Source organism: Clostridioides sp. ZZV14-6345, from assembly GCF_020657775.1.
Lineage (GTDB): Bacteria > Bacillota > Clostridia > Peptostreptococcales > Peptostreptococcaceae > Clostridioides > Clostridioides difficile_D.
In genome coordinates this window covers 12,496-37,033 of sequence record NZ_JAGWCX010000044.1, presented here as the reverse complement: position 1 = coordinate 37,033, position 24,538 = coordinate 12,496, and the positions used below count along the sequence as shown (strand labels likewise).

Below are 24,538 nucleotides of genomic sequence, written 5' to 3'. Positions count from 1 at the left end.
TATAATCACCTCTTGACTATATTTTACTATAAATAACTATATTTATCTATATTTTTATTAACTAAAGATGACCTCCTCGTAGGATTATAATATTTCTAATGCTTATCATATCATTAAACTGAAATTTGTCATATATACACATAATTTAGCTAAATCCATTTCCCTACAAAATATGTATCTTTTTAAATTTATTATATTCTTTTAAATTGAATTCTTTCATCTGAACATAAAGTTTCAAATCTGTATGCATCTGTCATCTTATAAAAACCCAAAAATATAAAACCATCACGACAAGTAAATTCATATTGTATATTTTCAATTTTCAATGTATTTTCTATCTCGCTTATTTTTTCGCTATATATAATTTCTACCATATAATTTATCATTGTAGAATCCCTCCTATTAATATGAAAATATTCAAATATATAATAACATATTTAGATGATATAATAGTATCCAAATATAAAATAAATTTATTACATTATTGAATGAAGACTTAGAGTGAAGATATATAAAGTGAATATTGGTTATTATTGATGTTTTTATAAAAGAAATCATATATATTGGAATATTCTAGACAGGAATTATTTAATAATAAGAGAATACTATAAAAATTTGAGTATTATATAAAAAATAAGAAGCTATAAATGATGTAAGCATTATATATAGCTTCTTATTTTTTATTGCTTAAGATTACATATAAAAGTAATCACTATATTTTTTGTTTAAGTTTTAATACTTGTTTTACTATATTTGTTGAGTGGTCAGAAATTCTTTCTAAATTAGTAAGCAAGTCAAGATAAAGTACACCAGCATCAATTGTACAACTCCCATTGTTTAATCTAATCATATGTGAATTTCTAAAAGTTTTTTCTAAGTAATTTACTTCATTTTCTACTTCTAAAACTTTATTTGCTAACTCAAAATCTTTAACATCTAAAACTATTAAAGCATCCTTGAAATTAGTGACAGTTTTATTGTATATTTCATATATTTCTCTTATTGCACTATCAGAGAAAATAATATTCATTTCCTTAACACTCATGGCCAATTCAGCTATATTTTCTGCATGGTCAGAAACTCTTTCAATGTCATTTACAGTATTAAAAAGTAAATCTGTTCTAAAACGTTCATCATCTCTAAGAGGTTCTTTAGAAAGTTTCAATAAGTAGTTTAATATATCTTTCTGTAATTTATTGACAACTTTTTCTGACTCAAAAGCTTTATTAACATATTCAGTGTTCTTATTTAAAAATCCTGCAATTGAATGTTCTAAAGAGTTTGTAGCTTTATGCCCCATTCTTACAACTTCTTGTACAGTATTACCAAGTGCTATAGATGGAGTACTAAACATTCTTTCATCTAAGTACTTAGTATTATTTATTATTTCTGACTCAGTTTCTTTAATAGGTATAAGTTTATTTGCTAATTTAACTATGTACTTAGAAAATGGTAATAATATTATAACATTTGTAAGATTAAATAAAGTATGTGCGTTTGCTATCTGTCTAGCTGTATCAGTTGGGTCAAAATGAGCAACTATAGCTGATATAGGTTTATTTAAAACAAGCATAAATATTATCGTACCAATGACATTAAAACTTAAATGCATTACAGCTGCACGTCTAGCATTTCTACTTGCACCAACACTTGATAAAAGTGAAGTAACACAAGTACCTATATTATCTCCATAAAGGATAGGTAAAGCAGATGATAGAGGAAGTATTCCTTGAGAAGCTAATGCTATTAACATACCCATAGATGCACTTGAACTTTGGACAATACCAGTTATAGCAAATCCTGCTAATATACCTAAGATAGGATTTTTACTAAAATATAAAAGTGCATCAGTAAATGCTTTATATTCAGCAAGTGGAGCTACTGCATCTTTCATAAATTCCATCCCTGTAAATAAGATACCAAAACCTATAAGTATTTCAGATAAATGCTTTGTTTTTTGATTTGATGTAAATAAATAGAATATAATACCTACACCTAGAGCAATTGGTGCTATTCCTTCAAGATTAAATGAAACTAATTGAGCAGTAACTGTAGTACCTATATTTGCTCCCATTATTACACCGATAGCTTGACTTAGATTCATTATACCTGCATTTACAAATCCTACAACCATAACAGTAGTAGCGCTTGAACTTTGTATAATACCTGTAACAACTGTACCTACCAGTACCCCCGTAACAACATTACTTGTTAAGAGTTCAATGATTTTTTTTAATTTGTTTCCTGCTGATTTTTGTAAACCTTCTCCCATTAAACTCATTCCATAAAGAAAAAGTCCAAGTCCACCGATAAGGCTAATTACTATATTCACGATTTTTCCTCCCTTAAGAAATTAATAAATTTTTTATCTAAATTATAAACTTTATTAACTAAAATTTATTGTTTCCATAATATAGAATAACAAATTTTGTCAATAAAAATATTAATGTTTTGTTAAGTATACGTTAAGAGAATGTTAAATCTTTAAGTTGTTGTTAATTTAAGAAAATTTATGATATATAGTAATTTAAATACTTGAACTTAGATTATTAGTATTTTATGTATAATTAATTTAACAAAAAATTAACTATAGTTGTAAAAACTATGTAAAAAAATAGAATCCTTTTTAGAATGATATTTTTTAGTTATAAATATTCTTATATTCAATTGGTGTAAGGTTGTTGAATTTTTTAAAGACCATGCTATAGTAATTTTGACTGTTGAATCCAACTAGTACGGCAACATCTAAAATAGATAAGTCTTTTTCTAATAGATATTTTTTGCTTTTTTCAACTCTAACTTTATTGAGAAAATTAGTAAAAGTGTATCCACTTTCTTTTTTAAATAGAGAACAAAAATAACTTTTATTAAGTTGCAGGTCATTGCATATATCACTTACTGTTATATCTTCTGAATAGTTTTTATGAATATAATCTATAGTTTTCTTTACATAAAAGCTAAGAGCTGGTCTATGTTTCATTTTATCATGACATATTTCTGATAAAAGATTGGATATATAATCTAAACAAGATAAGGGTTTAAGTGGTATATTGGCAAACTCTACATCACTATTGATGCATGATTTAAAAGGTCCTACAATGAAGTAACCGCTAGAAACATCAAACTTATGTATAGGCATAACTAAAAAATGTATATCATCACAAAAACTTAATATTATATAGGATAGATTTTTATTAGATATAAAATCTGTACTATTTATATTGTTAAATATATTTAAACCTGAAAAATATATTTCTAAAGTAGGGTTATATCCAATACTGCAAATCTCTTTTAAATCCTTACTAAATGCTTTTGTTGGAATATTACAACAGTCAAAAAAATCATTGATGATGAGTTCCATATCATCTTTAAAATCTTTCAAAAAATCACCTCATTTAAATTTATACAAATATTTTTATAAAAAAACAAATATAGTTAAGAATTAAAAAAATATATCAATTAAAATAGTAATTGCGAATGATAATTAATTTCGTTAAATAATATTATGATGTAAGAGAGGTAGAAAGTCAATGAAAAAAATAGCTATTTATGGGAAAGGAGGAATTGGAAAATCAACAACAACATCCAATTTATCAGCATCACTTTCTCATTTAGGATATAAGGTAATGCAGATAGGGTGTGACCCAAAATCTGATTCCACAAAAAATTTGATGAAAGGTAAATTTATACCAACAGTTCTTGATGTAATGAAAGAAAAAAAAGAAGAACTAAAACTTGAAGATATAGTGTTTGAAGGTTATGGAGGAGTATTATGTATAGAAGCTGGAGGACCAACTCCGGGTGTAGGATGTGCAGGGAGGGGTATAATAGCAGCTTTTGAAAAATTAGAAGAATTAAAAGCATTTGAAATATATAACCCAGATGTAGTAATTTATGATGTTCTGGGAGATGTTGTTTGTGGAGGTTTTTCAATGCCAATAAGAAATGGATTTGCAAATGAAGTGTACATAGTAACTTCTGGAGAAATGATGTCAATGTATGCTGCAAGTAATATATCTTTAGCTGTAGAACAGTTTAAAAATAGAGGATATGCTTCTTTAAAAGGTCTTATATTAAATGCTAAAAACGTTGAAAATGAAATTGAACTAGTTGGAAAATTGGCTGATGAAATAAAAAGTGAGGTTTTTCATTATATACCAAGGAATAAAATTGTACAACAATCTGAGAATAATGGAAGAACTGTTATAGAAGAAGATAAAGACAATGAAATGTCAGAGGTATATATAGAGCTTGCAAATAAAATTATGCAAAATAGCTAAAAAATGTATGTTTAAAATTAAGTTTATTATGGAGGAAATTTTATGAAATTAAAAAAATTATGCTCAGTATTTTTACTTAGCGCATTAATATTAACAGGATGCTCAAAACCATCAGATAGTGAAGTTAAGGAGACAAATAATAACGTAAATGTTGTTTCAGCTACAGTGGCAGCAACACAAGTATTAGATAGGTTGGATGCTACATTGGTAGGAATACCAACAACTAAATCTGATTTACCTGAAAAATATAAAAGTTTACCAGAAGTAGGACAGGCAATGAATCCAGATTTAGAGATTGTAGCATCTCTAAAACCAGATGTATTTATAGTTGATAGTATGTTTAAAGAAAATGTTGAAAAAAGCATGAAAGAATATAACTTAGATACTTTTTATTTTGAAACTGGTACATATACAAAATTCCTTAAAAGTATAGAAAATTTAGGTAAAAAAATAAATAAACAGAGTGAAGCAAAAAAACTTATAGATGAGTTACAGGGAGTAGAAAAATCTGTAGTAGAAAAATCGAAAAAACAAGTTAAAAAACCAAAAGTAGCAATCTTATTTGGTGGAGGAAATAATTTTATGCTAGCTACTAAAAGTTCATATCTTGGAGACTTAGTAAAAACAGTAGGTGCTGAAAATATAGCTGATAACCTAACAGATAATGTAGAGTCAGATTATATACAATTTAGTTTAGAACAAATTTTAAAAGAAAATCCAGATTATATACTTAGATTTGCACATGGAAATATTGAAGAGACTAAAAAAGCATTTGATGCTTCTTTTGATAAAAACCCTGTATGGGTTACATTAGATGCAGTAAAAAATGGGAAAGTTATAGATTTAGATTCAAGTATATTTAATGTATCTGCAAATATACATGTTAAAGATTCAATAAATAAATTGGGAGATATCTTGTATGAAGATAAATAAATTTTAGGTGGATAATATGGATAACAAAAAAATTTTATTAATAATTACAGGTATGATAACTGTAATTGTTTTACTAATTCTTTTTTCTACTATAGGCAGTGTAAACTTAAGCCTTAGAGAAATCTTTGATGCACTGATAAATGAAAACAATCCAATGGTTACTACGATTGTATATAAGATGAGATTACCTCGAAATATATTAGCAGCCTTGGTTGGAGCAAATTTGGCTGTTTCTGGTCTATTATTACAAGCTGTTATGAAAAATCCATTAGCAGACCCTGGGATAACAGGGATATCAACTGGTGCAAGTGTAGCTGCTATTATAATATTGCTTCTATTTCCACAATACACAAGTATACTACCAATAGTTGCTTTTATAGGAGGTCTTATATCTTGTGCAGTAGTATATCTAATGGCATATAAAAATGGTCTGAGACCAGAAAGAATTATATTAGCTGGAGTAGCTGTAAATACTATATTAGGTGGAGTAATATCGTATTTATCAACTATGTATAGTGAAAGAATTCAAAGTGCAATGTTGTGGTTAAATGGGAGTTTGGCAACAAAGACATGGTTAGATGTAAATATGCTGATATGGTATTCCATATTAGGTCTGATAGGAGCAATTTTCCTTATTAGAAGTGCAAATGTGCTACAATTGGGGGATGATGCAGCTACAAATCTAGGTTTCAATGTAAATAAAAGCAGATTTATAATATCATTAGTGGCAATATTTTTAGCTGGAGTTTCTACTTCTATAGTAGGTGTTATTAGTTTTGTAGGTCTAATCGTACCCCATATAACGCGTATGTTGCTTGGTAGTGACCATAAATATACAATTCCATTTAGTATAATACTAGGAAGCATAGTTTTATTAATTGCAGATACATTAGCTAGAACAATAGGGGGTTCAATAGAGATTCCAGTGGGTGTTATTATGTCCATAATAGGAGGTCCATTCTTCTTATATTTATTAAGAAAGAGAGGAAGTTATTAATGTTCAATGTAAAAAATATTAAGATAGGTTATGAAGATAAGATTATCATAGACAATCTGAGTGTAAGCATTAAAAAAAGTGAAGTAGTCTCTATATTAGGGCCAAATGGTTCAGGAAAGTCTACACTTCTTAAATCACTGTCTAGAATTCTGAAAATCAAACAAGGTGACATATACATTGGTAAAAAAAATATGAAAGTTATGAGTAATAAAGAGATTTCAAGACAAGTGGCATTATTAGCTCAACACAATGTATCTTTAAAAGATATAAAGGTAAAAGACTTAATATATTATGGGAGAATACCACATAAAGGTTTTTTTGAAGGTAAAAATAAGGATGATGATGAGATAGTGAATTGGGCAATGAGAAATACGGGTCTTGAAACGTATAAAGATAAGTTGGTGAGTAATTTATCTGGAGGTGAAAGGCAAAGAGTATGGTTAGCAATGGCTCTTTGCCAAAAACCAGATATACTTTTATTAGATGAACCAACAACATATTTAGATATATCACATCAATTAGAGCTTATGGAGCTTGTAAGAGATATAAATAAAAAATTTAAAATGACTGTAATTATGGTTTTACATGATATAAATCAAGCTAGTAAATACAGTGATAGGCTTATCATTATGAATAATGGTTCTATAGTAGCAGATGGACATCCCAATAATGTAATAAGTGAAAAGATGATAAAAGAAGTCTATAAAGTGAAATGTGATATAGATATAGACCCAATTAGTAAAAAGCCTAGGATTCATCCAATAATGCTATGTAGAAGAACTAGTAGTATATGAAAATGTAATATTATAAATAATTAAAAAGCAAAAGTTATCATCTATGTAAATTTATAAGTTTGAATTTACATGGATAATAAGATTAGAAAGGAAAACATATGTATACTTTAGATGTATTAAATAGATTAAAAGATATAGATTGTGACAAAGATATAAAGTCTTTATCATATGCTGTATTCCCAGGAACACATTGTCCATTGTTTGGAGTTGTATTGACTGCGTCGTATATAAGGAATATGGCTCTTGTAATAGTAGGAACGAATGAATGTACTTATTATAGTAAAAATTTTGCATATCATAGACAAGTTGGTAAGGATAGTGTTTATTCAGTGGTACTAAAAGATAAGGATATAGTTTTTGGTGCAGAAAAAAAAGTAGTAGAAGCTGTAAAATATATTTCAGAAATTGACGAATTTGACGCAATAATGATAGTAACTACATGTGTACCAGAATTGATAGGTGAAGATTATAATGCTTTATCTAGTGAATTGGAAGATATGCTTGGAATACCTGTTTTGACAGTTAATACAGAGCATTATACTTGTAATTCTCATATACTTGGGATGACTAGAGCTTTAAAGAGTCTATCATCAGTTATGGAAAGTTATAAAAATAAAGAAGGAGTTAATATATTAGGTCATAGGCAAGAAAATGTAGAGGATACAGAGCTTGTAAAATTGCTCATAAAAAAAGATATAAAAATAAATTGTGTAATCCCGTCTAAATGTACTATAAAAAACATTAAAAATGCATCTAGTGCTAAATTAAATATAGTGACAGATATGATAGCTTTAGATTTAGCTGAAGATATGAAAAATAAGTTTGGCATAGAATACATATATTTTGATAAAAACATGAACGAGTCAATTATAATAGAAAATTATAATAAACTTTGTAAAATTTTAGACATAGATGTACAAGATGAATTATCAAAGCAAAGACAGAGATACAATTCATTATTGAGTGATTGTAGGTATCTGTTGGAGGGTAAAAAATTGATTTATGGCAATACACCAATGATGGCATTTGAAACAGTTGATTTTTTAACTGAATTAGGACTGGTTCCAGAATTTATCCAAGTGAGAGAACTTTATGAACAAGATAGTTTATTTAAAGATAATATAATAAAAAAAGGATATAATCCATATGTAAGTAGAATTGCAAATATAGCTCCACTTAGAAGTTTGTATGAAAATATAAATGCAGATATTTATATAGGACATGAAAATCCAATGTTATTGAGAGAGAAAGGGCTTATGCAAATAACATTAGATGAACATGCACAAAAAATAGGTTTTGAACTTCCAATAGGAATAATGAAAACATTAATTAAATTATTTGATGCAGAGAAATCTACAAGAAAGGAAGTGATTTAATATGGAAATATATAAATATTTTCCAAATCCTTCTGACAGAATGGGAATAATATTTACAGTATCATCAATAAGTGAAGCCTGTGTTATAGAATTTGGACCATCAGGTACAACTCATTATGCTATAGAAGCAATTGGAAGTTTAAATGGAGAAGATAAGGCTAAAATTTATTCAACACATATGAGTGAAAGTGATGTTACTTTTGGAAATTATGATAGATTGGAGAAGGCTATAATTGAAATAGATAATAATATTAAACCAAAGTATATTTTTGTAATGGCTTCATCTGTATCTTCAATTATAGGAACAGATATAATTGGGATATGCAATATTTTAAGAGAATCTGTAAATTGTAGACTAATTCCAATTACAACAGGTGGGTTGAGAGATGATTACAACCAAGGTGTAGAAGAGTTCCTTTATATATTGGCAAAGGAAGTAGTCAAAGAAAGTAGTGAAAAATTTGATAGTTTTAATATAGTTGGGTGTACTATAGACCAGTTTAATTTTTTAGCAGATTGCGAAGAAATTAAAAGAATGATGAAAGCTTTTTTTAAAAAAGAAGTAAATGTAACCTTTACATCGTATACATCAATAGATGAGATAGAAACTGCATCTAAATCAAGCTTAAATATAGTACTTAGAAAAGAAGGTATAAAAGCAGCTATTTTTATGAAAGAGAAGTATAATATACCTTATGTATATAAGAAACCTTATGGAATAAAAAATACTGAAGAATTTATAAATGAAATACAAAAAGTAACTACATGGGATTTAGATAAAAATGCTTATGAGACTGAAATATCTAATATAAAAAAGTATCTATTTAATATAAAAAGAAAGTTTTACTTTTATGAAGGAAGTAAAAAATGTGCTGTATTTGGAGATTATGATACTGCATTAGGCTTTAGAGACTTATTAGAGGAACTAGGTCTTGAAGTTGATAGAGTTAATATATTACATAATGCAGATTGTAATGGCAAATCTGTGTATATTGGGAACGATGAGCTGGATAGAAGCAAATATTTAAAAGAAAATGAGTTATTAGCACTATTTGGAGATGGTGCTAGTATAGATATGACACACAATTCAAAGTTGGATATGCAAATAAGTAATCCAAACCTAAAAAGTGTAAATATATATCCATATACTCCTTTTGTAGGATTAAGAGGAACTCTTTATGTAATCGAAAAAATACTAAATATATAAATACTATATAAAAAATATTACTAAATACATAGATAATATAAAAAATATTTATTAAAAAATCAATGCATTTTGTTAAAATAATTTATGAGTTATGTTAGAAACTGTAATATATTGGATATAATATGATAAAAAGATAAATTTTGATATTAAAAGGATATACAGTTTATCTTAATTATAGGGGAAGTGGGGATATGTTATGGAAAGATTAATGGAGCTCATAGAAAGAAAATTTTTAAAGGATGTAGAACTTTTAGAGTTGGAAGACATAGAAAATGTAATAGAATGTAAAATGACTAAGCCATACAATGCTCATTATAATGAATACTTAGTAAAAGTAAAGAATGAAGACATGATAGAAGAATATTTTGTGTATTTAAAACATAGATAAGCATAAAAGGGGTTTGTATTTATTTGTATTATTGTAAAATAAATACAAGCCTCTTTTTTTAATAAATATAAAATCACAAAATTTTTATTTATTTAATTTTTTCAACAACATTAGTCAATATTGAATCTAAATCATCACTAATTTCTGTAACTCCATTATGAGTAATATCTATAATTTCTTTAGTCATAGGAAGCTCTCCTAAAAGCTCTAAGTCCAAATCATTTAAAAACTTTTCAGTAGACTCTCCTTCAAATAACTTGATTTTTTTAGAACAATCAGGACATTGGATATAGCTCATATTTTCAATAACTCCAAGAACATTTATGTTCATTTTTTTAGCCATATTAACAGCTTTTGATACAATCATAGATACCAAATCTTGAGGTACTGAAACCATAACTATTCCACTTATAGGTATAGACTGCATAACTGTTAGGGCAACATCACCAGTACCAGGAGGCATGTCTATTAATAAATAGTCTAATTCTTCCCAAAGTACATCAGTATAAAATTGCTTTACAACTCCTCCAAGTAAAGGTCCTCTCCAAACAACAGGTTCATTTTCATCATCTATCATAAGGTTTATAGACATTACTTTTATGTTATTTGAGTTTTCTACAGGGTAAATATAAGAGCCATCAGAATAAGCTTTTACATTTTTTACACCCATAAGTCTAGGAATACTTGGTCCAGTTATATCTGAATCTAATATACCAACCTTATATCCCATTTTTTTTAGTTTATTAGCAAGTAAAGCAGTTACAGTTGATTTTCCAACTCCACCTTTCCCACTCATAACACCAATTATTTTTCCAAATTTATTGTTAGGGTTGTTTTCAATAGAACAATTTGATTGACTATTACAATTTCCCTTTGATGGACATGAATTACAATCTGCCATATCTATTACCTCCAAACTTTAATATTTATTAGATTATTTGTAACTTACATATACTATTTTAGTACAATTGAACTATAAAGTCATTATTTAAAAATAACTTAGAAAAATTTCTTTGATTTATTCATAGTTTATAATAAAAAAGAAGGTAATAAAAAAATTATAACCTTCTTGAAAAAGTGATTATTTCAATTGACCTATGGACCTTAATCATATAAACACATAGAAAATATTTCAATATACTATACATAACTGGTTATTTTATAAGTGTAACTGTGAATTAGATTTATATTTTATAGAAATTTGCTAAAAAAAGAATTAAAAATTGTAAAGAAAAAAGATATAATTAGAAATGTAGTAATAAATGTTTTATTATAGATAATAGAGTTTAAGTATTTTAAATAATATTTGGAGGAACATAGATGGAATTAAGACCAAGAAGTGCAAAATTAGAAGAATTCGATAAAGTAATAGAATTAATAAACTATGTATTTAGGATATCAAGAAATCATAAACCAACTATGATGGAGGAATTTCCTATTTTATTGAATAAAAATAATATAGAAAATATGATTATAATATCAGAAGATGATAAAGTAGTTTCTGATGTAAATTATCTAATTCAAGATGTATCTATTCAAGGAAATAGGCTAAAAGTTGCGGCCATAGGTGGGGTATGTACTCATCCAGATTATGAAAAAAAGGGCTATTCATCTAAGATACTGGATAAAGTAGAAGAAAAAATGTTTTATGATGGTGTAGATATTGTAATCATTTCAGGAACAAGAAGTTTATATAGTAGAAGAAATTGCAGTTTGATAAAGAGTTTCTATAAATATACAATAAAACCTGATGATGTGAAAATACCATATGAAATAGTTGAATTTGATGAAACTAATTTTGAAAAAGATGATGATTTAGATAAAATGATTGAATTATATAATCAAAATAGTACTAGATTTATAAGAAGAAGAGATGAGTTCCAAAAATTATTGCATGCAGCAACTATTGCTTGGGGACCAATTGCTTACAAGAAGGTATTTATAAAGGAAAATAATAATATAATAGGATATTTGATAATAAGAACAATAAAAAAAGAAGACTCTATTGTAGGAGAAGTTGCTGAAATAGGATTAAATTCTGTAAATGTTGAAAATATATTGAAATATGTTGCAAATAAATTTGGATTAGAATATTTAGATTATAAAGTACATGTGAAAAATCTTAAAGATCAGTTGAAATCTAATGGAGTAAAATCTTTGGATTACCAACAAGGAACGATGAAAATAATAAACTTTATTAAATTATGTGATAGTTTAAGAAGTTATTTTAATCAATATGTAGATTCTGAATTATTAAAATACATGGAATTTAAACAAATTGAAAATAAATATATTATTAAATACAAAGAAGAAGAACTTGTAATAGAAAGTTTGGATAAGCTTAATAAACTATTTTTTGAAAAAAATGAAGAACAGTACAATGAATTTAAACATTTAAAAAATATATATGAATTTGCTACAAAGGCATTTCCTGTAGATTTTCCATGGACTGCGAATTTAAATTATCAATAATTGTTGTACTTTTAGACTGTATTAAGTAAATGTGAATTAATACCTAAAGTTAGCTCTTATTAAATAACAGAAATTATTGTATATTAAAAAAGAAATTTTGTAAGGAATTAGAAGGGATGAGTATTATATGGATATACTTGATAATATAGCAGAATGTATATTAAATATGGGTGTAGATAATATAGAAAATTTAGTGAAAATTGCTATAAATAAAAATATTGATGTGGAAGATATTTATGAATATGGTTTAAATAAAGGTATGATAGGAGCTTTAGATAAATTTGAGAATAAAGAATACTATCTTTCAGAAGTTATAGTATGTACAGATGCATTAAATAAAGGTATTAATCTTTTGAAAAAAACTGGAAAAGTAAAGCAAAAATCAAAGGGAGTAATTCTAATGTCTGTAGTAGAAGGAGATACTCATGAGATAGGAAAAAATATTGTAAAAGTAATGGTAGAAGCTACTGGATATAAAGTTATTGACTTAGGTGTAAATAGAAAAAGTAAAGATATAATAGAAGAAGCTATAAAAAACAATGTAGATATAATAGGCTTATCTTCAATGATGACAACTACGATGGAAGTGCGACATGTTGTTAGTTGAAAAGACTAACCATTAACGAATCAAAGGAGGATTTGGAGATGAAATATGCTTCATTAAAGGTTTACGTTAATGAACTGATAATTCGATTAGTCAAATGATAGAGTAACGTCTTGAAGGGCTAATGCTGATACTCCGATTAGCGTCTGTAAGTCAAAGTACAGGGGTTAAAAGCTCGGTGAAGACGGCAGAGATTATGTCCTAAGGCTCTATATGATTCGCTATGTCGTGTGACTAGGTTCTACTGGACTGAACCTTACTTATAGAATATATAGAGAAACAGGAAATGGGGCTTTTAATTAAGTCAAGCATGAGATATGTCGGGCATCTATAAAATAAATATGGTTAGAATAGTGTGTAAGAAGCACTGACGAATATCCGAATGTACAGTACTAAACGTAGAATTCATAGAAATGTGAATGACCCCAAAGGGGTAGTCTTAGAGGTAAAGTAAGAATTTCCGTTATGAAATACCTTATATTGTTATAGGCAATATTGTTAAGACAGTACTATAGGATAGACCTAAGTTTATATGTAAAGATAGAATTATCGGAACGTGGAAAGTTGGTAATGTGGAGGTTTTTGACAACCTATGAAACATTTTTAGGGAAATTTGGAAAATTTTAGGAAAAACATATTGTATATTAAGAATCACTATGCTATAATAAATGAGTATTATCGAAATTATAAAGGATTAGCAACCCTTTATAGATATTATGGTTCAATCTATTATAAGAACATGAGATGGTTAGACAGCATAGACCACAGACAATAGAGAGTTAACACATGTGTACAGTACTGTATTCATTCCAAAATGAAAGGAGTGAACTAACAATGAGTAGATGGGAACTAATAGGCAATCCTGAAAAAGGAGTGATATTTGATAAATTCGAATGTCAATTCTATAAAAAAGGTAAACCTATACATTGGACAAGTGCTAAAGCAGCATCAAATTGTAGGTTAGGACTAGTAACACAACTGATGCACACTTATAGCAAAAACAAATAGCATAATGTAAATAATTATTAATAACATGTTAGTATACTAATAAAGATTTATGTGGGATTTCATTAGTCCCACATAAATCCTAATAAATCTAAAATGAAAACAATTCTAATATAACCTAAATTCATACCAATGAGAGTAGAGCCACAGTACCTAAGAAACCATGATAATAAATGGTGGAGGGATAGGCTCAAGTCAACTATTCAAAAATATCAAATTAATTCAAATTTACTTTAGGGTTCAATGTAAGACTAAGAAAGATTATATTCCTTACAAATATATATAAAGGAGATAATCGACCTAATCAATGTATAATACAGATAAGAAAGCTATAATTAATAAGGATTTAAAACCTTTAAAGAAAGATACACTAAGATATAATGAGTATTACAATATGCAACACATATTCGATAACTTGTATAAGCAAAGTAAGGCAGGAAGCAAATTCAAAAATCTATACAATATTATTTGCAGTGATGAAAATATACTATTGGCATATAGGACAATCAAAAGAAATAAAGGAAGTATGACACCAGGGACTAATAGACATAATATAAAACATTGGAATAATAAACCTACAGAAGAATATCTAAAATACATTAAGGCTAGACTTAATAACTACAGACCTCAAAAAGTCCGTAGAGTTGAAATTCCAAAAGCTAATGGGAAAATGAGACCTTTAGGTATCCCTTGTATAGAAGATAGACTCATTCAACAATGTATCAAGCAAGTTCTAGAACCAATATGTGAAGCAAAGTTTCATCCACATAGTTATGGTTTTAGACCTAATAGAAGCACAGAACATGCAATAGCTTACACTAACAAAAATATAAATTTAGACCATTTATATTATGTAATAGATATAGACATAAAAGGTTTCTTTGATAATGTCAACCACAGTAAGTTGTTAAAACAAATGTGGTCAATAGGAATAAGAGATAAAAAGGTTATAAGCATTATCAGTGCAATGCTAAAAGCAGAAGTTGAAGGAATAGGTATACCAACTAAAGGAGTACCTCAAGGTGGGATATTATCTCCATTATTATCAAATATTGTTCTTAATGAATTAGATTGGTGGATTAGTAACCAATGGCAAACATATGAATCAAAACAACATAAGTATTCAACGTTAAGTAATCAATACAGAGCATTAAGAAATACAAATCTAAAAGAAATGTATATAGTTCGATATGCTGATGACTTCAAAATCTTATGTAAAAATTTCAATCATGCAAACAGAACTTTTATAGCAACAAAACAATGGTTGAAGGAAAGGTTGGGACTTGAAATCAGCCTTGAAAAGTCTAAAATTACAGATGTTAGACGTTCAAACTCGGAATTTCTAGGGTTTAACATAAGGGCTATTAAGAAAAACAATAAATATGTTGTTTATACAAGTATGACAGATAAAGCAAAATCACAGGTTATTAGTAATATAAAGAATCAATTAATAATACTAAAACAATATCCAATTAACAAAAATGTATATTTGTTGAATAAAATTATTGCTGGTTCTCATAATTACTACAAAATAGCTAGTGATGTATATAGAGATTTTGATAGAATAAGATATAGTCTTTCTTTAAGTTTTAAAAATCGCTTGAATCAACTTAAATCTAAAACAGGTATAAAGTCTTATGAATATATAAATAAATATGGAGATTACAAAGGTAAAGAACTCTTTGTATTAAAACAAGCAGTCTATCCATTAACAGGAATTAAAACCTTTCCCCCTTACATGTTTAAGCAATCTATAACGAACTACACAGCAGAGGGACGGAATTTTATACATGCTAAACTAGGTTACATAGATAGAAATTTAATGGCATACTTAACACACAACCCTGTATCTAACAGAAGTGTTGAATATAATGATAACCGATTATCAAGGTACTCATCACAATTAGGATTGTGTCAAATAAGTGGATTTCCACTAGATGAAAATATGGAAGTACATCATGTTGTACCTTTAAATCTAGGTGGTAATGATAATTATAAAAACCTAATTCTTGTAACACCTTATATACATAAACTTATACATGCAATAAAACCAGAAACAATACAATTTTATTTAGAAAAATCAGGTTTAATGAATCAAGAGATTAAGAAAGTGAATAAATATCGTAAAATAATTGGAAATGAATTAATTTGAGTGATGAAAAATTGATGGAACGCCGTATGAAATGAAAGTTTCACGTACGGTGTGGAGCAGGGGAAAAGACGGAGATAGCATCAAACTCTTACCTATTGTTATAATATGAAATCAGTTATAGATGAGCTTAATAGGATTAAGATAGATAAAAGACCAAAAGTAATAATTGGTGGAGGTCCTGTAAGTATGGAGTTTGCAGAAGAAATAGGAGCAGATGGATACAGTTCAAATGCTCCAAAAGCAGTTAAATTAATAGACAAACTTGTAGGAGGTGAAGTTTAAATGTTTTCAGATATGACTTTACTTCAATATATAAATAGTGAAGATAGAGGTTTTTTCCTGCCTGATATGGGCACAAATGGATTATTTTTAATAAATAAAAAGGCATATGAAGTGTATGATAGTGTAGATATACAATTAGAATTAGCAAAAACTATGGACGAGTATTTTGAATCAGACTTTATATACTCATTCTGTGATGGGATTACATTTTGTGAAACTCTGGGTTTAGAGACATTGAGACCAGATTATGATTTCCCAAGTGTATTAACTCATACTATAACTGACAGGGAAAAATTAAGAAAATTAGATGTTCCAGACCCTTATACCAGTGGACGTATGCCACTCAATATAGAAAGCTTATCACGTATATCAAAAAGTATAAAAAAACCACTATATGAATCTATACAAGGTCCATTTACACTTGCAGGTCAATTAGCTGGAGCCACACAACTTTTGAGGTGTATAATAACTGATAAAAAATTTGTGGAGGAGTTATTAGAATTTACAACTGAATTGGTAAGAAGATATGCTGTAGCTGCAAATAAAGCAGGAGCAAAATATATTTCAATAGCAGAACCAACATCAGTAACCTTAAGTAAAGATAGATTTGATGAATATATAGTAAAAAATTTAAATAAAATCTATGACGAACTTGATTGTTGGAAAGGTATGCATATATGTGGAGATACCAGAGAATTATTAGATAATATGTTAAATTGTAATATAGATGCAGTAAGTTTAGACCAAATTTTAGATTATGAAGAAATTGCACCAATGATTCCTAGAGATATAGTGTTGATTGGTAACTTAGACCCAATAAAACTTCTTGGACGCTCTAACCCAGATAAAATTAGAAGAGAGACGCTAAAGCTATTAAAGAAGATGAGAGGATATGACAATTTCTTATGTGACTTTGGATGTAACTGTTTAAATACTACTCCAGTAGAAAATTTACAAGCAGCTATAAAGGCAGGAAGAATTAGTTATAAAGAACTAGATAGGATTGATATTAATGAATTGTAATAGTAATGAAAATAAATCTTTTTTAGAATCTGTAAATTTAGAAGATATTTTTATAGACAAGAATATTGTGTTAAAGTTTTTGGGGTATGGAAATAGAAAAGCTCCAGATACAATTAGTGAAACAGTTGAAAGAGAAATAAAAAATATAACTGATATTTTAGATATCAAGGTATATATAAGTGAGGTTGATGTTGATAAAATGCCTAAAGAGTGTAAAAAAGCATTTGCTATATTATACACAATAGGAGATAAAATTGACATCAAGATGAATGATTATATGGAAAATTGCAATATGATGGCAGGATTGGCTTTGGACAAAATAGGCGTAGTATGTTTAGACTGTATTAATGAGAAAATAAAAATGTGCTTGAAAGAAAAATATAGTAATCTCAACATATCATATGAAATATATCCAGGAGATAAAGATTTTGAAGTAGAGAAACAAAAGGATATTTACAACTATATAAAAAATAAATATAAAAGTGTAGAAATAGAAATCAATGATTATCATCAACTATCACCCATAAAGAGCGTTGCAATGCTTGTTTTAATGGGGGATGAAGAAAATTTAGAATCAAGATGCAATAAATGTCCTAAAAAATGTTTTTAGCTAGTTTTTATGATTAAAATTTGTTTTGTGTGTCAATTGCAATAATTTTTTTAGTTCTGATATTTATAAACTAAAAAAATTATTGCAAAATAATATTCTATTTAATATGCACAGAGTTACAAGTTATAATAGTTTCTTCAATTCAAGAAGAGTATTTATTTCATAAGTTGGTATATGATTAGTGTGATTTATGATGTTATTAGAATTTAACCAACAAGTATCTATTTCTGAATTTATTCCACCTAAGATGTCTGATGTTAAGCTATCACCAATCATCAAAGCAGAAGATTTATTATGGCATTTAAACTTTTTGAGCGCATATTTAAATATTTCAGGATTTGGTTTTGATATTTTTAATTCTTCAGATACAACTATTCCATCAATATATTCTTTTATTTTTGACTTTTCAAGTCTTTTCTTTTGAACTTCAGAAATTCCATTTGTTATTATAATGATTGTATATTTTTCTTTAAGATATGGCAATATATCGATTGCACCTGGAATTAAAAAGGTACATTCACCTAAAAAATTTAAGTACATTTTACTAAGAGTTCTAGAGTCAACATCTAATTTCATTTCATCTGCAAAAAGTTCAAATCTAAGCAATTTAAGTTCATTCAAAGTTATAATATTTTTTTCAAGGTCAAACCAAAGCTTATCACTTATATTTTTATATACTTAAAAGCATGTGATTCACTCTTCTTAAAATCAAATAAAGTGTCATCTGCATCAAAAAATATAAATTTATATGTTTTCATAGGATTTATTCCTTTATAAGATGACTGCAAAAATTACTTTGCTTTCACTATTTGAATCATTTTGCCATTTATGTTTTGTTCCTAAAGGAACCTTCACACTATCCCCTTTGAATAAAGTAAATTCATCATCATCCATAAAAAGTTTAATTTCTCCCTCTAGAACATATGCGATTTCGTCACCATTATGAGTAATTCTATCAATACAAGAAGAAGTGTTTGGAGCTAAATCCATAATTGCAAATTCTAAATTACCACTAGAGTCTGGAATTAAAATTTCATATACAACATCTTTGCTTCCAGGTAAAATAACTTTTTTTCTACTATCATGTCTTACTATCAAGCTTTTTTTATCTACCTCAGATACAAAAAATGTAAATAAAGGAACGTTTAGAGAAGAGGCTATAGATTTTAATGAATTTACAGATGGATTAGCAAGACCTCTTTCTATTTGGCTCAATAATGATGGCGTAACATCAGCTAGTTTTGCTAAATCTCGAATACTTAAGTTTTGTTTTTTTCGAACTTCAGCTATTTTTTCTCCTAAATTTAAATCATTCATATGAATATCCTCTCTTTTTCATTTTAAAAATATTAACTTAAAATAATCAAGTAAAAAGATTATATAGTATGAAGTTATTATAACACATAGAATAAAAATTTGAAAAAATAATGTTCAATATAATTGAATAAATTAAAATATAATTGACAAGTGAATACAGAATACTTAAAATATATTTAAATAAAATTAAATTAAGTAAAAAATAATTAACTTGTGATAGGAGGGGATATTATGCAAATAACAACTTTTGGAGCTATATTTGGCTTATTAGTAGCAATTATTTTAATTATAAAAAAATTTCAAGCTGTATATAGTTTAATGTTAGGAGCATTTATTGGAGGATTAGTTGGAGGAGCAAATATAACACAAACTGTAGATTTTATGGCAACTGGAGCTATGAACATCTCACCATCAATTTTTAGAGCTTTGGCATCAGGTGTATTAGCTGGAAGTCTAATAAAAACAGGGGCAGTAGATAAGATATCAGAACAGATTGTAAAAATATTTGGTGAAAAGAGAGCTTTGCTTTCAATTGCTATTTCAACCATGGTACTTGCTGGGGTAGGAGTAAATTTGGATGTATCTATAATAACTGTAGCACCTATAGGATTATATATAGGTAGAAAATTAAATTATTCTAAATTATCAATACTATTAGCCATGTTAGGAGGAGGTAAAGCAGGTAATATAGTATCACCAAATCCAAATACTATAGCAGTGGCAGGAAATTTTTCAGTCAATCTATCTAGTGTTATGATTTCTAATATAATTCCAGCAATCGTTGGAGTTGTGACTACAGTTATCTTAGCTAGTATATTAATAAAGAGAGGGAATAAAATAGAATCATATGAAATCTTAGAGCAAAGAGATGATTTACCAAGTTTATTTAAATCATTATGTGGTCCAATTGTAGCTATATTATTGTTGTTTTTGGGAAATGTATCTCCTATAGTTATAGACCCAATGATAGCTCTTCCAATAGGAGGAATGGTAACTCTAATTGCCACAGGAAATCTGAACAATTCAAGAGAATATTTGGCTTTTGGATTATCTAAGATGCAAGGAGTATGTATATTATTACTTGGAACAGGGACTATTGCAGGAATTATACAGATGTCTGAATTACAACAGAGTACAATAAGTATCCTACAATTTTTAAATATGCCACAATTTTTATTAGCACCAATTTCAGGCATACTTATGTCATTGGCAACAGCATCATCAACAGCTGGCGCCACTATAGCATCATCTACTTTTTCTGATGCCATATTAAATGGTGGTCTATCGCCAGTTTCAGGTGCATCAATAATCAATGCTGGTTCTAGTGTGTTTGAGCAGTTACCACATGGTTCATTGTTTCATACCAGTGCAGGTAGTATAAATATGGATATAGGAGACAGATTTAAATTAATTCCATATGAAGCACTGATAGGAATAGTAATGACTACAATTTCAACATCTATTCAATTAATTTTACAATAAATATAAATATTTAATGAAAAAAGTAGGATTTTGTTATTAAATATTGAATTTATTATAGTAAAAAAGAAGATTGGAGTTTTAAAGTGAATAAAAAAAAGATAGTTATTATAGGTATTATTTACTCTTTTTTAGTGGTGTTTTCACTTACAAATATGTATGTAAATATGGAGTATAATCTAAATGTATTTGAATATATTAAGAAATCACTTCCATTTACAGAAGACGAAAAAAAATGGCTAGAAAAACATAAGAATTTGGTTTATAGCTCCGACCAAAGTTCCCCTCCTTTGAGATATAAAGGTAAAGAAGATGGACAGTATAAGGGAATTATTGTTGATTTAATGAATTCTCTGTCAATTCAAATTGGTAGAGATTTTTATTTTAAACCAAATACATGGTGGAAAGAATCTTTTATAAATTCAATAGATGATAGTATAAAGTTTTTTGATTTAATTCCATCAAAAGAAAGGGAAAGTAAATTTATATTTACTGACCCAATATATACTTTGAGTGCAAATATATTAAAAGATAAAAAATCTCAAGATATAAATAGTTACATGGATTTAAATGGAAAAACAGTGGCAATTCCAGAAGGAGATTATTCTATAAATTTTTTAAAGCAACAAGTTGAAGACATAAATATTGTATTGACTCCAGATATAAAGACTGGGGTCAAACATTTGATGTTAGGAAGAGTAGATGCAGTTGTTGGTGATGAGCCAGTACTACGGTATTATATAAATAATTATGGACTTTCAAATAAATACAATATTTTAAGTAATCCTATCTATACTAAAAAGGCAGTTCTTGCTGTACCTAAACAATATAGAGAACTGGTCAGTATATTAAATAAGGGGATTTTTAAACTTCAGAAAAATGGAGTATATAAAGACTTAAAGAAAAAATGGTATTCCACATATAATGAAGTTGATGATATATTATATGAGAGAGGAATTGTACCAAGTATTTATATTTTTATAGGCATAATTTTAATATCAATTTATATTTTTTATAGTTATACATACTTGTTAAAGGTAGAAATAAAAAGAAAAACAGAAGAAGTAATAGAAAATAAAAAAGCTTTAGAGGCAACTTTTAATAGCATAACAGATATAATAATGCTTGTAGATGAAAATTACAACATAGTAGAATCGAACAAAATACTGTATGATTTTATAAGTGAAATGAGTTATAAAATAGAAGATTTGATTAGCATAATAAAAGGTATTATTGAAAATACATTTTCTGAAAATATAAGTAAAACTAGTGAAGTAGAAATACACAATAAGATTTTAAAGATAAATACTTTTCCTGTAGAGTATAAAAAAAATAATACTGAGTATATAGTGGTTCTTATTAAAGACATAACGAATGATAAAATAGTAGAGGCAAAATTACTTAGGGAAAATAAAATGATATCTATAGGACAATTAGCTTCTGGAGTAGCACATGAGATAAGAAATCCTTTGGGAATAATAAGAAATAATTGCTATCTTTTAAAAGATAATGTTACAGTAGAAGAAGTACATGATTGTGTAAAATCAATAGAAAGCAATGTAGACAGAGCAAGTAACATTATAACTAATTTGTTAAATTTTGCGAGAATATCAGATGATAATTTAGAACATATAAATATAAGAAATTTCATTGAAAATATAGTGAAACTTCAATATAAAATATTACAATTAAAGAATGTTGAAATAAAAATCGATTGTGATATTAATTTAATATGCTACATAAATGGAGAATCATTAAAACATGTATTTATAAATTTAATTTCTAATGCAGTAGATGCAATACATGAGAATGGAAAAATTATTATAAATTGCTATGTAGAAAGCCATAGTTTGTTTATAGATTTTAAAGATAATGGAGAAGGCATAAAGGAAGATGCTCTAAAGGATATATTTAATCCTTTCTATACTACAAAACCAATAGGTGAAGGGACTGGTTTAGGTTTATATATCACTTATAACGAGATTAAGAAGAATAATGGTGATATAAGTGTTGAAAGTAAATTGGGGATTGGAACTTGTTTTCATATAAAAATTCCACTAAATAAAGAGGTGACTATATAATGAAAATACTAGTAGTTGATGATGAGCTAGAGTATGGAACAGTAATGAAAAAAATTCTACAAAAGAATGGCTATGTTGTAAATATAGCACTAAGTGGAGAAGAAGCTGTAAATATCATCAAAAAAGATAGGAAATATGATTTGATTTTATCTGATGTTATGATGAAAAATATGGACGGAGTACAGTTATTAGATGAGATTAAATCTATTAATAAAAATATAGAAGTTATATTAGTTACAGGATATGGAAGTATTGAAAATGCAGTTGATGCTATGAAAAGAGGAGCTTTATCTTATTTTATAAAAAGTAATCCTATTGAAAATTTATTAGAAGAAATTGAAAAGGTAAAGATAGTGAAGTCATCAGTTTCTGCACAAAAGAATAATTTAGATTTTACTCTAGAATCCCAAAATAGAGATTTTAATGATGTTATAAAAATAGCAGAAAAAGCTGCTTGTAAAGATGTTAATATATTAATTTTGGGTGAATCTGGTGTAGGGAAAGATATACTAGCTAGATATATACATAGTATAAGTCCAAGAAAGAATGAGATATTTGTTCCTGTAAATTGTTGCTCTTTTTCAGAAAATTTATTAGAGTCAGAGTTATTTGGACATGAAAAAGGTTCTTTTACAGGAGCAGTAGATAGTAGAAAAGGTAGATTTGAACTTTCAAATAAAGGAACTTTATTTTTTGACGAAATAGGAGATATACCTTTAAATGTTCAGGTAAAGCTTCTAAGGACACTTGAAGAGAAATCTATAGAGAGGATAGGAAGTAATAAATCCATTAAAGTTGACTTTAGATTGATTTGTGCGATGAATAAAGAACCAAAAGTAGAAATATCAAATGGAAATATAAGAGAAGATTTTTTTTATAGAATAAGTACAATAACAATAACTATACCACCACTAAGAAAAAGAAGGGAAGACCTAAGTACACTTATAGAATTTTTCTTAAACAAGTATCAAATTGAACATGATAAAAAGGTACATTCAATCGACAAGGAAGTGATGGACTTTTTATTAAATTATAATTATCCAGGAAATATAAGAGAATTAAAAAATATAATAAATAGATTTGTAGTTTTAACTGAAGAAGGTAATTTATCAAAAGATAATTTAAATTTAATATCAAATAATGTGCATATAGATGATAAAATAAGTATTAGACCCTTAAGAGAAATAAGAAAAGAGTTTGAATGTGAGTATATTGAAAAGGCTTTATCTTTATGTGGAAACAATATTTCAAATACAGCTAAAAAATTGGAGATTAGTAGAAGACAATTAACTAACAAAATATCAGAATATAATATTAGGTAAGAAAAAAATTTCTCATTGAGTGAGAAAAAAACTTCTCAAAGTTTATTAAAAGATAAGCAGAAAAAATCTGTTTATCTTTTTTTATTATAATTTTAAAAATTAGAATTTACAATAATTATTGGTAAATTCAATACTGATGTAAATTAAAAATGAAAATTTCTATGATATTAATATATAGAATGTGTATTTTAAATAATTGGCATAGAAAATGCTTTA

Annotated in this window: 23 protein-coding genes; 17 read left to right on the top strand and 6 right to left on the bottom strand. The window is 27.3% G+C overall.

The window, feature by feature from the left end; all coding sequences use genetic code 11:
- Positions 1-191: 191 nt before the first annotated feature.
- The 3 genes from KGF39_RS12585 to KGF39_RS12575 all read right to left on the bottom strand — a co-directional run bounded on the left by KGF39_RS12585 (position 192) and on the right by KGF39_RS12575 (position 3,382).
- Entirely contained in the window at positions 192-386 is a 195-nt protein-coding gene (locus KGF39_RS12585) for a peptide ABC transporter substrate-binding protein (protein WP_227822571.1), read from the bottom strand.
- 326 nt (positions 387-712) lie between these two features.
- Positions 713-2,332, bottom strand: a complete 1,620-nt coding sequence (locus tag KGF39_RS12580; RefSeq protein ID WP_227822570.1) for a Na/Pi cotransporter family protein — start codon at positions 2,330-2,332, stop codon at positions 713-715.
- 309 nt (positions 2,333-2,641) lie between these two features.
- The gene (locus tag KGF39_RS12575; RefSeq protein ID WP_227822569.1) at positions 2,642-3,382 is read right to left on the bottom strand and encodes a helix-turn-helix domain-containing protein; all 741 of its coding nucleotides are present in this window, start codon (positions 3,380-3,382) and stop codon (positions 2,642-2,644) included.
- Positions 3,383-3,530: 148 nt separating this feature from the next.
- On the opposite strand from KGF39_RS12575, the gene KGF39_RS12570 reads away from it, so the two are divergent.
- From KGF39_RS12570 to KGF39_RS12540, 7 genes are all read left to right on the top strand, one after another.
- Entirely contained in the window at positions 3,531-4,280 is a 750-nt protein-coding gene (locus KGF39_RS12570) for an AAA family ATPase (protein ID WP_054273721.1), read from the top strand.
- 42 nt (positions 4,281-4,322) lie between these two features.
- Positions 4,323-5,213, top strand: coding sequence for an ABC transporter substrate-binding protein (locus tag KGF39_RS12565; RefSeq protein WP_227822568.1), 891 nt, complete (start codon positions 4,323-4,325; stop codon positions 5,211-5,213).
- Positions 5,214-5,229: 16 nt separating this feature from the next.
- Positions 5,230-6,210, top strand: coding sequence for a FecCD family ABC transporter permease (locus tag KGF39_RS12560; RefSeq protein ID WP_054273723.1), 981 nt, complete (start codon positions 5,230-5,232; stop codon positions 6,208-6,210).
- A complete protein-coding gene (locus KGF39_RS12555) occupies positions 6,210-7,004 on the top strand; it encodes an ABC transporter ATP-binding protein (RefSeq protein ID WP_227822567.1) in 795 nt (264 codons plus the stop codon). Before KGF39_RS12560 ends, KGF39_RS12555 begins: the two co-directional genes overlap by 1 nt.
- 98 nt (positions 7,005-7,102) lie before the next feature.
- Positions 7,103-8,380, top strand: a complete 1,278-nt coding sequence (locus KGF39_RS12550; RefSeq protein WP_227822566.1) for a nitrogenase component 1 — start codon at positions 7,103-7,105, stop codon at positions 8,378-8,380.
- Position 8,381: 1 nt separating this feature from the next.
- Positions 8,382-9,587, top strand: coding sequence for a nitrogenase component 1 (locus tag KGF39_RS12545; protein ID WP_227822565.1), 1,206 nt, complete (start codon positions 8,382-8,384; stop codon positions 9,585-9,587).
- A gap of 196 nt (positions 9,588-9,783) precedes the next feature.
- Positions 9,784-9,975, top strand: a complete 192-nt coding sequence (locus tag KGF39_RS12540; protein ID WP_054273727.1) for a hypothetical protein — start codon at positions 9,784-9,786, stop codon at positions 9,973-9,975.
- Positions 9,976-10,063: 88 nt separating this feature from the next.
- On the opposite strand, the gene KGF39_RS12535 is transcribed toward KGF39_RS12540, so the two are convergent.
- On the bottom strand, positions 10,064-10,876 hold the full coding sequence (locus KGF39_RS12535; protein WP_227822564.1) for an Mrp/NBP35 family ATP-binding protein: 813 nt from the start codon (positions 10,874-10,876) through the stop codon (positions 10,064-10,066).
- A 419-nt stretch (positions 10,877-11,295) separates the two neighbouring features.
- Between KGF39_RS12535 and KGF39_RS12530 the strand changes: the two genes are divergently transcribed.
- From KGF39_RS12530 to KGF39_RS12500, 7 genes are all read left to right on the top strand, one after another.
- Positions 11,296-12,447 carry a GNAT family N-acetyltransferase gene (locus KGF39_RS12530; protein WP_227822563.1) on the top strand — a complete coding sequence of 384 codons (1,152 nt, stop codon included), beginning with the start codon at positions 11,296-11,298 and terminating at the stop codon, positions 12,445-12,447.
- Positions 12,448-12,574: 127 nt separating this feature from the next.
- Positions 12,575-13,054: a cobalamin-dependent protein gene (locus KGF39_RS12525; RefSeq protein ID WP_227822562.1), complete on the top strand. Its 480-nt coding sequence runs from the start codon at positions 12,575-12,577 to the stop codon at positions 13,052-13,054.
- Between the two features lie 831 nt (positions 13,055-13,885).
- Positions 13,886-14,059 (top strand): hypothetical protein, encoded by a 174-nt coding sequence (locus tag KGF39_RS12520; RefSeq protein WP_227822561.1) that lies wholly within the window; start codon positions 13,886-13,888, stop codon positions 14,057-14,059.
- 304 nt (positions 14,060-14,363) lie between these two features.
- Entirely contained in the window at positions 14,364-16,208 is a 1,845-nt protein-coding gene (gene ltrA, locus KGF39_RS12515) for a group II intron reverse transcriptase/maturase (RefSeq protein ID WP_227822560.1), read from the top strand.
- Positions 16,209-16,313: 105 nt separating this feature from the next.
- Positions 16,314-16,490, top strand: coding sequence for a hypothetical protein (locus KGF39_RS12510; protein ID WP_227822559.1), 177 nt, complete (start codon positions 16,314-16,316; stop codon positions 16,488-16,490).
- Positions 16,491-17,513: a uroporphyrinogen decarboxylase family protein gene (locus KGF39_RS12505; protein ID WP_227822558.1), complete on the top strand. Its 1,023-nt coding sequence runs from the start codon at positions 16,491-16,493 to the stop codon at positions 17,511-17,513.
- Positions 17,503-18,123: a hypothetical protein gene (locus KGF39_RS12500; RefSeq protein ID WP_227822557.1), complete on the top strand. Its 621-nt coding sequence runs from the start codon at positions 17,503-17,505 to the stop codon at positions 18,121-18,123. The genes KGF39_RS12505 and KGF39_RS12500 overlap by 11 nt, the downstream gene beginning before the upstream one ends.
- A gap of 123 nt (positions 18,124-18,246) precedes the next feature.
- On the opposite strand, the gene KGF39_RS12495 is transcribed toward KGF39_RS12500, so the two are convergent.
- Positions 18,247-18,744, bottom strand: a complete 498-nt coding sequence (locus KGF39_RS12495; protein WP_255643344.1) for a YjjG family noncanonical pyrimidine nucleotidase — start codon at positions 18,742-18,744, stop codon at positions 18,247-18,249.
- Positions 18,745-18,894: 150 nt separating this feature from the next.
- A complete protein-coding gene (locus KGF39_RS12490) occupies positions 18,895-19,440 on the bottom strand; it encodes a helix-turn-helix domain-containing protein (RefSeq protein ID WP_227822556.1) in 546 nt (181 codons plus the stop codon).
- A 231-nt stretch (positions 19,441-19,671) separates the two neighbouring features.
- Between KGF39_RS12490 and KGF39_RS12485 the strand changes: the two genes are divergently transcribed.
- The 3 genes from KGF39_RS12485 (at position 19,672) to KGF39_RS12475 (ending at position 24,322) form a co-directional block, all read left to right on the top strand.
- Positions 19,672-20,922, top strand: coding sequence for a GntP family permease (locus KGF39_RS12485; protein ID WP_227822555.1), 1,251 nt, complete (start codon positions 19,672-19,674; stop codon positions 20,920-20,922).
- An 83-nt stretch (positions 20,923-21,005) separates the two neighbouring features.
- Positions 21,006-23,000 (top strand): ATP-binding protein, encoded by a 1,995-nt coding sequence (locus tag KGF39_RS12480; RefSeq protein WP_227822554.1) that lies wholly within the window; start codon positions 21,006-21,008, stop codon positions 22,998-23,000.
- A complete protein-coding gene (locus tag KGF39_RS12475; protein WP_227822553.1) occupies positions 23,000-24,322 on the top strand; it encodes a sigma-54-dependent transcriptional regulator in 1,323 nt (440 codons plus the stop codon). Before KGF39_RS12480 ends, KGF39_RS12475 begins: the two co-directional genes overlap by 1 nt.
- Positions 24,323-24,538 lie beyond the last annotated feature (216 nt).

Bases quoted from the DNA above. Each gene is read 5' to 3' on its own strand.
- KGF39_RS12585 (WP_227822571.1), bottom strand. From the start codon at position 386: ATGATAAATTATATGGTAGAAATTATATATAGCGAAAAAATAAGCGAG.
- KGF39_RS12570 (WP_054273721.1), top strand. From the start codon at position 3,531: ATGAAAAAAATAGCTATTTATGGGAAAGGAGGAATTGGAAAATCAACA.
- KGF39_RS12565 (WP_227822568.1), top strand. From the start codon at position 4,323: ATGAAATTAAAAAAATTATGCTCAGTATTTTTACTTAGCGCATTAATA.
- KGF39_RS12560 (WP_054273723.1), top strand. From the start codon at position 5,230: ATGGATAACAAAAAAATTTTATTAATAATTACAGGTATGATAACTGTA.
- KGF39_RS12555 (WP_227822567.1), top strand. From the start codon at position 6,210: ATGTTCAATGTAAAAAATATTAAGATAGGTTATGAAGATAAGATTATC.
- KGF39_RS12550 (WP_227822566.1), top strand. From the start codon at position 7,103: ATGTATACTTTAGATGTATTAAATAGATTAAAAGATATAGATTGTGAC.
- KGF39_RS12545 (WP_227822565.1), top strand. From the start codon at position 8,382: ATGGAAATATATAAATATTTTCCAAATCCTTCTGACAGAATGGGAATA.
- KGF39_RS12540 (WP_054273727.1), top strand. From the start codon at position 9,784: ATGGAAAGATTAATGGAGCTCATAGAAAGAAAATTTTTAAAGGATGTA.
- KGF39_RS12535 (WP_227822564.1), bottom strand. From the start codon at position 10,876: ATGGCAGATTGTAATTCATGTCCATCAAAGGGAAATTGTAATAGTCAA.
- KGF39_RS12530 (WP_227822563.1), top strand. From the start codon at position 11,296: ATGGAATTAAGACCAAGAAGTGCAAAATTAGAAGAATTCGATAAAGTA.
- KGF39_RS12525 (WP_227822562.1), top strand. From the start codon at position 12,575: ATGGATATACTTGATAATATAGCAGAATGTATATTAAATATGGGTGTA.
- KGF39_RS12520 (WP_227822561.1), top strand. From the start codon at position 13,886: ATGAGTAGATGGGAACTAATAGGCAATCCTGAAAAAGGAGTGATATTT.
- ltrA (WP_227822560.1), top strand. From the start codon at position 14,364: ATGTATAATACAGATAAGAAAGCTATAATTAATAAGGATTTAAAACCT.
- KGF39_RS12510 (WP_227822559.1), top strand. From the start codon at position 16,314: ATGAAATCAGTTATAGATGAGCTTAATAGGATTAAGATAGATAAAAGA.
- KGF39_RS12505 (WP_227822558.1), top strand. From the start codon at position 16,491: ATGTTTTCAGATATGACTTTACTTCAATATATAAATAGTGAAGATAGA.
- KGF39_RS12500 (WP_227822557.1), top strand. From the start codon at position 17,503: ATGAATTGTAATAGTAATGAAAATAAATCTTTTTTAGAATCTGTAAAT.
- KGF39_RS12490 (WP_227822556.1), bottom strand. From the start codon at position 19,440: ATGAATGATTTAAATTTAGGAGAAAAAATAGCTGAAGTTCGAAAAAAA.
- KGF39_RS12485 (WP_227822555.1), top strand. From the start codon at position 19,672: ATGCAAATAACAACTTTTGGAGCTATATTTGGCTTATTAGTAGCAATT.
- KGF39_RS12475 (WP_227822553.1), top strand. From the start codon at position 23,000: ATGAAAATACTAGTAGTTGATGATGAGCTAGAGTATGGAACAGTAATG.